The sequence below is a fragment of the Cohnella xylanilytica genome (genome assembly GCF_014212175.1).
GTDB lineage: Bacteria > Bacillota > Bacilli > Paenibacillales > Paenibacillaceae > Cohnella > Cohnella xylanilytica.
This window is the reverse complement of record NZ_JACJVR010000112.1, coordinates 13,268-25,819: the sequence shown is the minus strand read 5'-3', so window position 1 is coordinate 25,819 and position 12,552 is coordinate 13,268. Positions and strand designations below refer to the sequence as shown.

Sequence of the window (12,552 nt, the reverse complement as noted above, 5' to 3'; positions counted from 1 at the left end):
CGCAGACGCGGCTGCCAACCGCCAGCTTCTTAGAGGCTGAGCCGGTAAATCCGCTCCACGTCCTCTTGGTTCAGCCGCTTGAAGTGGCCCAGCGGGCCGAATTGGACGGCCTTGGCCGCCATCTCGGCAAGTCGGTCGTCGCCGATCCCGACTTCGGCGAGAGTCGCCGGAGCCCCGATGCGGGTGAAGAAGTCGCGGGTCGCCTGAATGCCTTCGAGCGCGATCTCCTCGTCCGACTTCCCGGCCGGGTCCACGTCCCATACCCGCACGGCGAACTGCACGAACCGCTCGATCCGCTCCTTGTATACATACTTCATCCAGTTCGGATAAACGATAGACAAGCCGGCGCCATGCGGAATGTCGTAGATCGCGCTCAGCTCGTGCTCGATGCCGTGGCTCGCCCAGTCGTTCGCGACGCCGACGCTGATCATCCCGCCGTTCAGCGCGTACGTGCCGCACAGCATCAGGTTCGCGCGCGCCGCGTAATCCTCGGGATTCGCGATCGCCTTCGGCGCGTTCTCGATGACGGTCTTCAGAATCGACTCGCACAGCCTCTCTTGCAGCGGCGTGTCCGCGGTATGGCTGAAGTACTGCTCGAACACGTGCGTCATCATGTCGACCGAGCCGTACGCCGTCTGGTCCGCCGGAACCGTGTAGGTCAGCGTCGGATCGAGAATGGAGAACTTCGGATACGTATGAATGCTTAGATGAGCCAGCTTCAGGTTCTCTTCCCAGTTGGTGACGACGGAGCCGCCGTTCATCTCGCTCCCCGTCGCGCTGAGCGTAAGCACGGAGCCGAGCGGAAGAGCCGCCTTGCACGTCGCCTTGCGAACGTAGAAGTCCCATACGTCTCCCTCGTACGGAACGCCCGCCGCGATCCCCTTGGCCGCGTCGATGACGCTGCCCCCGCCGACCGCGAGAATGAACCCGATGCCGTTAGCCCGGCAAATATCGATCCCCTTGCGGACCGTCGCGAGCCGCGGATTCGGCTCGATGCCGCCCAGCTCGAAGACTTCGATGCCGTTGTCCGCCAGCTGCCGGGTCACCTTGTCGTACAGTCCCGTCTTCTTGATGCTCCCTCCGCCGTATACGAGAAGCGCCTTGTCGCCGAACGCGGCCGCTTCCTTGCCGACTTGCTCGACCGTGCCTTCGCCGAAAATAATCTTGGTCGGATTCAGGAATTCGAAGTTGTTCATCCGGATCTCGTCTCCTTGGCTTATGATTGCGCGTATGCGATTCGGTTCTCCTCTAAGGTACTCCGATTCGATTCCCTTATGCAAGTATTCCGGTCTGTGAAAAAGAGAAAGAACATCCCTCGCGCTTCCCGCGCTCGGAATGTCCCTCTCGCCTTGGGCTATTAAGCTTGCTCTTGCGCGTCGGTAATGACGATCTCGCCGTCGTCGAAGAACACCTTCATCTTCAGGCTCTCGCTGACGAACCGGATGGGCAGCAGCGTGACGTCGTTGCGGACGATCGCCGGCGCGTCGAGCGCCACCTTCTGGCCGTCCACGACCGCTTCCTTCTGGTCGATGACGATCTCGATCTTGGTGCCGTCCTTCTCCAGCGTCACTTTGCGGGTCGTCTTGTTCCAATCGACCTTCGCCCCGAGCGCTTCCGCGACGAAGCGGATCGGAACGACCGTGCGTCCTTCGTACGTGAACGGCGCGACTTGCAGCTCCATCGGCTCGTCGTTGACGAACGCCTTGGTCGATTGCAGAGTCAGCATGATCGTCTTGAAGCCGATGGGCGTATCGTCCACGAAGTTCGAAGCCGGATTGCCGAATTCGATCGGCTTCGAGACGATCGTTCCGAACTTCGTCTCGATCTCGACGGTGAAGTATTGGCCGTTCTGGATTCCCCCATTGTTGCTGGCGTACAGGTCCCAGGTGACCGTTCCGCGGAACTTCCCGACAGGCTCCTGCACGTCCTTCTTGAACTCCGGCGTAATAACGGTATCGCCTTGCTTAATGCCGAGCAGCCAGCCGACCCCGGCCCGGTTCGTTCTCCAGAGGCCCTTGTATGCTTCTTTGCCGTCCTTATCGGTCGGGCGCAGGATGACGGCGAGCACTTCCGTCTGCTGCGCGAAGGTCAGCTTCAACCGGAAGTGGCCGTCTTCCCGTTCGTCGGGTTCGAAGAAGGCGCTGCCCGTCAGGTCGGACTTCAGGTCCAGAGAGCTGAATTCGCGAATCGAGACCGGCGCATAGGACGACTCGGCGTCCACGAACGGGGTAACCGGAGACTTCACGGTTCCCGTGCCGGTGACGATCTCCAGATAGTAATACTCGCCCGGCTTCATCCCGTTATTGTCCGAAGCGTACAGCTCGAGCTGGTTGATCCCTTCGAACTGGCCCAGCGTCGCTTGGAACGTCGGGTTGACGATTTTGCCGTCCTTCACGACGACGAGCAGATAGCCGTTGTCGCCTTCCTGTTCCTTATACGTTTTCCAGATGCCATGATTGACGTCCTTGCCGTCCTTGTCCGCCGTCTTCATCGTGATGCTCTTGATCTCCGCTCCCGCTCCCGCGTCGATCTGCAGGCTGAGATGCCCGTCGCGCGTGCCGTCCGGCTCGCTCGCCGTGTCGAGGGAGATTCGGTCCAGCTCCTTGTCGAGATAGCGGAACTCCTTCACTTGCACCGCCGCGTCGTCCGCGGCCGAAGCCGTTCCCCCCGCGAAGCCGCCGCCCAGCGCCAAGCCCAGCGCCGATATCGATAAGATCCATTTGCTTAATCGTGTCATGTAACGATGATCCTCCTTGGTCAATTGAATTCGCCTTGGTTCGCGTTCACACGAGAATCATAAGATTCGGCGAAGTCATATGACCAGTGACCGTCGCCACGTTCTCGGTCATCGGAACGGGCGGGACGTCTTCCGCAAGCGGGAAAAACCGTTCCCCGCCGTCATGACGGCAAGGAACGGTTCTGCGCAAGGGTATCGGACTTGTCCAGCCCTTGCAGCAACATAGGTCGAACGGCTTATTCCTTCTCGGGACGGGAAGGCGGCTCCGCCGCGCGGTTCGCTCTCAGGCCTTGGGGCCCGGGGGCGGATTGCTGCTCGGGAGCGAAGTCGCTCGCCGATCCCCAAGAGGATACGTATTCGACCCGGTTGATCGGAACGATGGCCCCGCCGCGGATCTCGAACACTCTCCAGACGTTGCCTTCCTTATCCAGAGGAACGTTGAATTCCGCGACCAATCCGTTGCCGCTGTATACCCGGACCGTAGCGTTGGAATTGGACAAGTTCGTATTGCCGTTCGTTGCGTTGCGGTCAGAGAAGTTATGAACGGCATAGACGTACGTACCGTCCGCCTTGAAGTTCGTCGTCGTCACCGTCTCCGGCCCGTAGGAGTCGATATCGTCCACATCCAGCGAAGCGCTGCGTTCGCCTTCGGAATAATCCTTGTTGACGAAGAAGATGTGGAATCGTTCGGAGGACGACTCCGTCGGCCCCGTGAAGTGGGAGTCCAAGTCGTAAGGAGTCTCCCCCCAACTGAGGACGACGCGGAAGCTGTTGTCCAGCACTCCTTCGGGCGAGATGGTCGCGTTCTGGTTATCCCGGACAATTCGGCCGACGGAGATGAGGTTGAAGGAAGTCGTAATGTAGCCTTCCCCGCTCAATTCCGCCGTGTAATTACCAGCCGGGAGCTCCAGCGAGTATTGCCCGTTCTCGTCGGTCTTCGCCGTCGCCGCGACATCTCCGGTCGTATTGTTCCGGCCCGCGCGAATCTTCATCTCGATGTTCGGCGCCGGTTGGCCTGTCAATGCGTTCGTGATCGCGCCCTTGACGGTTCCCGTTCCCGAATATTCGTCCCCGATCAATTGCAGCTTCGAATCGTAGGTCACGACGTTAGCTGCGCGGATCGTGATGAACGAAGTCTCCTCCATATATTCCGGAGAACTGAAGGTTACTTGATAAGCGCCCGGAGGCAATTGCAATTCGTAGGAACCGTTCGCCTGAGTGGCGGCCGTCTTCAATGAGCGTCCGTTCAGCTTCACGATAATCGAAGCGCCTTCGATCGGCTCGTCCGTGACGGCGTCCGTCACCTTGCCGACCAGCGTGCCCTGCTGCCGGTTATCGACGATCCGAATCTGGGCTGTGGCCGTCTTGGAGCCCATCTTCGCCGTTATCGTCGCGACGTCCCCCTGCATGGCGTTAGGTTCCGCCCGGAATTCTCCATTGCCGAGCGAAGTCACGTACGGACTCGAGCTGGAGAAGGTCACCTCACCCAGCTCGTCGCCGCTTACGGGCTCCCACAGACCTTGGCCCTCTCTCTTCTCCAAGACGAACGTCTTGACGTCTCCCGGGGCCATCTCCAGTTCTTCCGGATTGAACCGGACGTCTGCGGAGCATCCCAGAATCGGGACTTTGCCGAATTCGAATTCCTTGGCGAACTCGGCCGACTTCCAGTCGATGAGCGGCGATTCGGCAGCCAGCTTGAAGTATGCCCCGTGCTTCAATTCCAGGCACGATCCGATCGATCCGGTCGCTTCCCCGAACCAGCCCGCTTCCTCGGAGATGCCGATCAGATCGATCCCCGCCGCGGCGACGAACTCGCCGATGTCCAGGCCGAACGACAGCTTGCCGGACGCCACGACTTGCGGAATCGCGAAATCGGCTTGGAATTTATCCTCGGGATAGACGCGTATGCCGTCTTTGTCGTCATAGCGAATGCCCATCTGCTCGTTCAGCGAGCCTTGGACTTCCAGACCGAACTTTCCTTCCGGAGTGAACACCGCCACGACCGGAACGTCGACGGTCGCTCCCGGAATGGAGGTCGGAATGCGGAACGTGCCGAGCTTCTTCTTCAGCGGGTCCTTCGGCGAGAGCTCGACGAACACTTCAGCCTTCAGCACCTGCTTCGCCTGGAAGCTGAAGTCGAACGAGTCGACCAGGTCCAACTCCCACGCCCAATCGATATCACCATTCACGTCGCCGGACAGCTCCAGAGTACCGCTGAAATTCACTTCGTCGCTGTTCTCGATCGTGAAGCCGATCTTCGTTACCTCGTCGGCTCCGAGCGCTCTCACTTCACCCGACATGGCGGACTTGCCCGCCGAGAAAGCTTGAGTCTCCGGCTCCGCCGAGAGAACCGTCACTCCGGGCTCCGGAATGAAATCTTCGGCTCGCAGGGGCTCGCTCGTCTGACCTTTGATCTCGGCGAACACCTCTTCGAGGGTCGGCTTCTCGGTTTGCACGACTGTCTTCCCGCCGCTGCCGGCCGATACGCTCTTCACCTTCAGTGCCAATCCGCCCGGATACGCTTCCGTCGGCGGCAAGTAGAAAATATCTCCCTTGGCAAGGCCCGGGGATTTCCCGAACGCGACTTCGAGCGTGTCCGGGTTCACTTCCGCCCGGCTCGCTTGCTCCGTTCCGAGAACGATCGTGCCCGGCTGCATCGTCGCGTAATTGTCGCCGCTCGCGATCTTCTTGCCGAGCTCGATCCGCCCCGTCTCGTTCGCGAGCCGAATGTCGTTGTCAGCCTGAGCCGTCAGCTTCGCGGTCAATCCTTCGGCCGATGCCGTGAATTCCGTCTTCTCCGCCAGCTTGACGACGAAGTAGCCTTCCCCGTCCGTCGTGACCTCGGCCGCTACGCTTTTGCTCTTGGTCAAGAACTGGATCTTCTTGCCGGCTAACGGTTGATTCCCTTCCGTGTAAGCTGTCCCGCTGACGGTGATCTTCGCGACGTTCTTCGACCCGCCGCCACCACCGGAACCGCCGCCGCTGACGACGACAGGGGCCGTCACGTAGAGATTGCCGACGTTCACGTCATCCTTCTGAACGGAGACCGGCGTCTCGATCGGAAGCGGCTGTCCGGCGCCCGTCGAATAGGCCAGAGAGTACGTCCGGTCCGGCGCGACGACGATGCTGAACGTCCCGTCCGCGCCCGTCTTCGCGACGAAGGCGGACGCCGCCTTCCAGTACAGGTTCGCGTCGCTCAGCGGTTCGTTCTCCGACTTCAAGAGCTTCCCACCGACCTTGACTCCCTTGACGAGCTCCAGCTTCGCTGCGCCTGCCGGGGCCGAACCGGCTTCCGCCGTCACGCCGGCGGCATATGCGACGTAGACGTCGCTCTCCGCCGTCAGGTCATACGTCCCCGGATCGACTTCGAAGCGGAAGCTTCCGGCCTCGTCGCTCTGCGCGCTCCGGATCGGCTGCAAGCCGTCCTTCGCGAACAGACGAACGGTCGTCCCTTGAACCGGGGCCCCGTCCCTTGATACCTTCCCTTCGACGACGGCTTGAACCGGAGCGGTCTCTCTCTTCGCGGGAACGTTGTTCAAGGCGACGATCGCTTCCGCTCGCGTAATCGGATTCCGAGGGCGGAACGTCTGGTCCGGGTAGCCCTTCATGATTCCAAGCGACGCGACCTTCCTCACGGAATCGAGAGACCATCGGCCGATCTGAGCCTCGTCTTTAAACGATGAAGCCGCGGGAGCACCCTTCTCTTCCGGCGCCAGCTTGGCGATGATGCTCGCCGCCTCTTCGCGCGTAATGCTCTGCAGCGGCTTGAATTCGTTGTTCGGGTAGCCGGATACGTAGCCGGCTCGGACGGCCGCGACGACATCCTCCGCGAACCAATGGTCCGCCTTCACGTCCCGGAACGACGGGGCCGAGTCCGCATCGGCGATCTGGAAGTACCGGTTGACGAGAGCGACGAATTCGGCCCGGCTAATCGGGTTGTCGGGCCGGAACTTGCCGTCGGGCATCCCCTTGACGAGTCCGCGGTCCATCCAGTCCTCTATCGTGGATCGCGCCCAATTGCCGTCGAGATCGCTCGCGGGCGCCTCGGCCGCCGCTGCGCGCAGCATCGGCAATTGACCGAATAATAACAGCAAAAGAATGAAGCATGATAGCCATCGGGTCGTGCGTTTCGACATGAGTTCTTCTCATCCTTCCGACAATTGTGTCAAAGTGAATAGGAAATATGTCCCATACAAAATCCTATAAATTCGCACAATTATCCCAAATACCTCCTTTGCGTTCCCTAAAAATTCCCTAAAGAAAGACCCCGGTCCCGAATCTTTCGACTCAGGACCGGGGCCGTTCTCCCGCCGTTCTATCGCGTCAACAGCCTCCGGATCTCTTCCGGGTCGCCGTCGGCGTACTTGCGAAGATGATTCAGAATAATCGGATCGGCTTCCCCGTGCTCGACCGGAATCCCCTTGGAGCGAACGTACTTGTCCAGCTTCGAGAGAGAGGACGCGTCGTCCCACACGTTGACGGACGAACCGTCCTTGAAGTGGATCCGGTATTCCAGAACCGCCCGCAAGCGATTTCTTCTCGTGGAAGAATAGAATTCCTCGATGTAGGCCGCGGTCGTCGCCTTGACCGCCTCGTCCCAGCCGTGGCGCTCCCAGCTCCATGCCCGGTGCCGAACGACGCCGTCGGAATCCGTCGCGGTGTAGCAGAATAGGAAGGCGGCGAACGAGAAAGCGGCCGCGATCATGATCGCCTTGACGACGTTGCGGCCGAAGGAAGTCAGCGCGAGAATCTTCTTCTTGAGGAGGAACGCGATTGCGCCCGCGAGAACGAGAGCGATCCGGCTCGCGCGCACGAAGGAAGCTTCGTACGTAATGAAGCCCATCGAATAATCGATCAGAATCTGGATTCCGTCGATGGCGAAATAAAGCGCCGCGCCTAAAACGGCCAGCTGGATCCAACCTTTTGCGACAATGTTCCGCATTCATTCCCTCCTGACGGCAGCCCGCCTTGTTCCTGCCATTCCCATTCTAGGAAAATAGTCTCGCAGCCGTCAAACCCTTTTTCTCCGCCAACTAGCAATAAAAAAAGCCTTCCAAGCCGCAAAGGGCTTGCAAGACTTCTCCTTCTTCAACGGAAGCAACCTGCCGCCAAGCGCACCGCGCGCTTACCAGACCACCTTGGCGGGATCCGGATACTCCTCGCGCAGCCGGATCTCCTCCACCGGGCACTTGTACCGCTTCGCGGCTTCGAGCACCGAATGCTTGCACTTGCGGTATTCCTCGCCCTGCTCCACGATCCGCTTCGCCGCGAGCGGAAGCTGCTGCAGGCGCTTCTCGGAATCGAGAGCGAGGAACTGCGCGTTCAGCTCGTCCAGGTATTGCGTCACGTAGTTCTCTTCCAGGAAGACCGACGAACCGAGGGCGTTGGCGGTCGGCTTGAACGCCGAATCCGGCAGAATCCGGCGGAGGCAGTCGACGAGACTCTCCTGGAACTTGCGGATTCGCGCCACCGTCTGCTCCCAGCCGGCCTGGCGGTTGTTCTTGTACGACAGCTTCACGAACCGGTTCAAGGCCACGGACACGAACATCGCCTCCGGCCAGTAAATCTTGACGCCGGGCCCCGACTCGCCGTGGCCGCCGTTCGCCAGGATCTCCCGCAGCCGGACGCACAGATCCATCACCCGGACCCGGATCGACTCGTAGGCCGGGCGTTCGCCTTCCGGACCGGCCACGAGCTCCAGCGCCTCGCACAGCCGCGTCAATTCTTCGTATTCTCCGTTCAGGATCACTCCCGCGTGGTTCGGAGTGCTCTTCGCTTGTATCATCGATCTTCTCCCTCATCCTGCGATTCCGATATTCCATATTCTAGCACCGCCGGAGCGGATTCGCATCTGCCTCCGCCGACGATCGGGTCTTATACGCCCGTCCGCTTCTTCTGGTTGTTCGGCTTCTTATTGATCTGGCTCGTCAGCTTCTTCGTGTCGGTCGAATAATGGCCTTGACCGCCCTTCGCCTCCCGCTGCGCCTGCTTCTTCTTCTCCAGCATCCGCTTCATCGCGTCGCCCAGGCTGACCTTCTTCGGCTCTCCGCCGCGATCTTCGGCCGATCCCTTCTCTTCGCTCAATGCCTTCACCCTCGCACCTATGAACTTGGACTCGTCTATTGTACGCCGAATCCCGGAAGGACGCCAGCTTATTTGAACCGGAACGCGGGCCGGCTAGGAAGGATTACCCAACGTCTTTGTCGAATTTAGGGAGCATACGCGAATTCTTCATACCGGAATGAGGTGGGAAAATGAGACGATTGTCCTTCTTGCCGCTGGTCGCCTGCGGTCTGCTGCTGATCGCGCTGACGGCATGCGGCGCCGGACAAGAAGCGGGTCCCGGCAAGGTCGGCGCGAAGACCGCCTACAAGCCGAAGCTTGACGTCAAGCTCGACGTCGAGGGACGCAAGGCGACGGTCACGGTCAACACCGACATGGCGATCTCGCCGGAGCATTACGGACAGGCCCGCCATGACGGGGAAGGCCATATCCATATGTACCTGGACGACGGGGAGAAGATCGCGGTCAAGGAACGCACGACGGCGTTCCCGGATCTCGCGCCGGGCAAGCACACCTTGAAGGTGTCCCTGCACAACAACGACCACACGCCATACGACGTGACCCGAACGCTCGAATTCGAGATCGAGTAAAACCCCAATTCATCTTAGGAGAAGCGCGACGATGCCTCGAAAATTAAGCCTGCAGAGCAAGATCCTCATTCTTGTCTCCATCTCGACCCTTCTGGCGATGGCGGCCATCGTCGGGTTCGATTCGTACAACCTGCAGAGGTCCGTCGAAGAGACGTACGTCGGCCAATTGGACGGAATGACGACGGCGATCAACGGACGCTACGAGGAATCGCATTCGATCGAAGACGTTCAGCAGATCTTCGATTACATCCAGTACAAGACGCCGAACGTGCTGCGGCTGACGCTGTACGGGGAGCAGGAGGTTCTCGCATCCACGGACCGAGGCCTCGTCGGCCGTCCCTCGCCGCCGAACCTCGTCTCCCGGCTGAAGCAGGGCGAATCGCTCATTACGCACCTTCGCAGGGACAAGGACGGCATTCCGAAGGTCCGGCTCGAAGCTCCTCTCAAGGAAGACGGCGTTACGATCGGGGCGATCGAGCTTCTGCTCGACACGTCGGACAACGTCGCCTTGATCCGCGACCGCGTTCTGTTCATCGTCGCCGTCGGCTTAACCGCGACGGTCGTGCTGTTGCTGGCCTTATCCTTTATCATCCGCAAGCTTCTCATACGGCCGCTGCTCAAGATTCGGGCCGCCGCCGTCTCCGTCCGCGAAGGCTCCCCGTACAAGGAGCTTCCGCTCGATTCGAGCCAGGAGATCAACGAGGTCGCGGCCGCCTTCAACGATATGGTAGGCAATCTGGAGAAGCGCTACGCCGAGCTGCAGCGGGCCCAGAAGCAGCTTGTGGAATCGGAGAAGATGGTCGCCCTGGGCAGCCTCGTCGCCGGAGTCTCGCACGAGATCAACACGCCGGTCGGCATCGGCGTCACCGCGTCTTCGTACCTGGACGAGAAGTCGAAGGAATTCGCCGCCCTGTACCAGGACAACAAGATGAAGAGGTCGGATCTGGAGGACTATCTCCGGACGGTCCGCGAGACGTCGGGCATGATCCAGACCAACCTGCTTCGCGCTTCGGAGCTGATCCGCAGCTTCAAGCAAGTCGCCGTGGACCGCTCCTCCCAATCCGACCGGCGGTTCAAGGTCAAGGAGTACGTTCAGGACGTCCTCGTCAGCCTGCAGCCGAAGCTGAAGAAGACGCGGCATCGCGTAGAGGTCTCCGGCCCCGAAGGCGTCGAGCTCTACGGCGATCCCGGCGCGCTCTCCCAGATCGTGACCAACCTGATCATGAACTCGCTCATTCACGCGTACGGCCCGGAAGACGCAGGGACGATCGCGATCGAGCTGACGCAGGGCGACGGCCGTCTGACGCTGCGCTACTCCGACGACGGCAAGGGAATGAGCGCGGACGTGGCGGAACAAATCTTCAACCCGTTCTTCACGACGAACCGAAGCGGAGGAGGAACGGGGCTCGGCATGAACATCGTGTACAATCTCGCGACCCAGTCCCTCGGCGGCGCGATCCGGTGCGAGAGCGAGCCGGGAAGAGGAACGACATTCTGGATCGACATTCCCATCAGAGAAGGGTGAATTTATGAGCAGCGATTTGGGGCAAGACGATTTATTGATTTTCGCCGACGACGAACGACAGCCTACTCTTGCCGAATCGGGCTCGATCGAGAACCGGTGGAAGGTCGTCATCGTGGACGATGAGCAAGAGGTTCATCATCTGACCCGGCTGGTGCTGAGCGACTTCGAATTCGACGGCAGGCGCCTTGAGTTCGTCAGCGCGTATTCCGAGCCGGAGGCGATGAAGGTTCTCGAGGATCACCCGGACGCCGCGGTCGTCCTGCTCGACGTCGTCATGGACCGGGACGATTCCGGCCTGCGGATCGTCAGGCACATCCGCGAGCGGCTGAAGTACGTCACGACCCGCATCATTCTGCGGACGGGCCAGCCGGGACAAGCGCCGGAGAAGGTCGTCATCACGAACTACGACATCAACGATTATAAGGAGAAGACCGAGCTGACGGCGCAGAAGCTGTTCACGACCGTCATGGCGGCGCTCCGCTCGTACCGGGACATCCAGGTGATCGAGAACAATAAGCTCGGCTTGGAGAAAATCATTCACGCTTCCGCCGACCTGTTCGAGCTGAAGTCGCTCAACCAGTTCGCCAGCGGCGTGCTGACCCAGCTGACGGCGATCCTGAACCTGAACCGGAACGCGCTTCATTGCAACAGCTTCGCCGTCTCCAAGGGACAGGAAGAGATCTACATCCTGGCGGCGACCGGCGATTATTCGGACTCGGCCGTCCCGAATACGCGAGTCCAGGACGTCGCTCCTCCCCGCGTGCTGCGCTGTATCGAGGAGGCGTTCCGGAACAAGCGGGGCGAGTTCGCCGCCGATCACTTCACCTGTTATTTTCAGAGCAAGACGGGACGGGAGAACGTTATCTACTTCGAAGGAGCGGTCAAGCCGAGCGAATGGAACCGGTACTTGATCGACATCTACTGCTCCAACGTCTCCATCGCCTTCGAGAACCTGTACCTGAACGAAGAAGTCGAGACGACGCAGAAGGACATTATCTTCACGCTCGGCGAGATCGCCGAGACCCGCTCCAAGGAGACGGGCAACCACGTCAAGCGGGTCGCCGAATACTCCAAGCTGCTCGCTCTGAAGGTCGGGCTTCCGGAAGAGGAGGCGGAGATGATCCGGCTCGCCTCTTCGATGCACGACGTCGGCAAGGTCGCCGTGCCCGACGAGATTCTGAACAAGCCCGGCAAGCTGACGCCCGAAGAATTCGACGTCATCAAGCAGCACACGAACCACGGATACGCGATGCTGAACCATTCGAACCGCGACCTGATCAAGACGGCGGCCATCATCGCTTACCAGCATCACGAGAAGTACGACGGGCAAGGCTACCCGAACGGACTGGCGGGGGAAGAGATCCATCTGTACGGACGGATCGCCGCGCTGGCCGACGTCTTCGACGCGCTCGGCAGCGACCGGGTGTACAAGAAGGCTTGGCCTCTCGAGGACATTCTCGACTACTTCCGGCGGGAGAGCGGGCGGCACTTCGATCCGAAGCTGGTCGACCTGTTTTTCGAACATCTGGACGACATTCTCGAGATTCGGGACCGGTATTCGGATCCGAGACTCGCTTGACGAACGAGAGAGCGCGCGGGAACGCGGCTCTCTCTTGTCGTTAGGAAGGGCTTGGCGC

General features: G+C 60.3%; 9 protein-coding genes. 3 read left to right on the top strand and 6 right to left on the bottom strand.

What is annotated here, in order from left to right:
* Positions 1 to 29: 29 nt before the first annotated feature.
* The 6 genes from H7B90_RS27460 to H7B90_RS27435 all read right to left on the bottom strand — a co-directional run bounded on the left by H7B90_RS27460 (position 30) and on the right by H7B90_RS27435 (position 8,821).
* Entirely contained in the window at positions 30 to 1,196 is a 1,167-nt protein-coding gene (locus H7B90_RS27460; RefSeq protein ID WP_185139100.1) for an iron-containing alcohol dehydrogenase, read from the bottom strand.
* Positions 1,197 to 1,357: 161 nt separating this feature from the next.
* Entirely contained in the window at positions 1,358 to 2,737 is a 1,380-nt protein-coding gene (locus H7B90_RS27455) for a copper amine oxidase N-terminal domain-containing protein (protein WP_185139099.1), read from the bottom strand.
* 236 nt (positions 2,738 to 2,973) lie between these two features.
* Positions 2,974 to 6,873, bottom strand: a complete 3,900-nt coding sequence (locus H7B90_RS27450; protein ID WP_185139098.1) for a carboxypeptidase regulatory-like domain-containing protein — start codon at positions 6,871 to 6,873, stop codon at positions 2,974 to 2,976.
* Positions 6,874 to 7,052: 179 nt separating this feature from the next.
* Entirely contained in the window at positions 7,053 to 7,679 is a 627-nt protein-coding gene (locus tag H7B90_RS27445; protein WP_185139097.1) for a hypothetical protein, read from the bottom strand.
* Positions 7,680 to 7,862: 183 nt separating this feature from the next.
* Positions 7,863 to 8,522: a DUF6904 family protein gene (locus tag H7B90_RS27440; RefSeq protein WP_185139096.1), complete on the bottom strand. Its 660-nt coding sequence runs from the start codon at positions 8,520 to 8,522 to the stop codon at positions 7,863 to 7,865.
* A gap of 89 nt (positions 8,523 to 8,611) precedes the next feature.
* The gene (locus tag H7B90_RS27435) at positions 8,612 to 8,821 is read right to left on the bottom strand and encodes a hypothetical protein (protein ID WP_185139095.1); all 210 of its coding nucleotides are present in this window, start codon (positions 8,819 to 8,821) and stop codon (positions 8,612 to 8,614) included.
* 170 nt (positions 8,822 to 8,991) lie between these two features.
* Between H7B90_RS27435 and H7B90_RS27430 the strand changes: the two genes are divergently transcribed.
* The 3 genes from H7B90_RS27430 to H7B90_RS27420 are packed head-to-tail and all read left to right on the top strand — an operon-like array spanning position 8,992 to position 12,494.
* Positions 8,992 to 9,390 carry a hypothetical protein gene (locus tag H7B90_RS27430; RefSeq protein ID WP_185139094.1) on the top strand — a complete coding sequence of 133 codons (399 nt, stop codon included), beginning with the start codon at positions 8,992 to 8,994 and terminating at the stop codon, positions 9,388 to 9,390.
* Between the two features lie 31 nt (positions 9,391 to 9,421).
* Positions 9,422 to 10,915 (top strand): sensor histidine kinase, encoded by a 1,494-nt coding sequence (locus tag H7B90_RS27425; RefSeq protein WP_185139093.1) that lies wholly within the window; start codon positions 9,422 to 9,424, stop codon positions 10,913 to 10,915.
* Between the two features lie 4 nt (positions 10,916 to 10,919).
* The gene (locus H7B90_RS27420) at positions 10,920 to 12,494 is read left to right on the top strand and encodes a DUF3369 domain-containing protein (protein WP_185139092.1); all 1,575 of its coding nucleotides are present in this window, start codon (positions 10,920 to 10,922) and stop codon (positions 12,492 to 12,494) included.
* Positions 12,495 to 12,552: the final 58 nt, after the last annotated feature.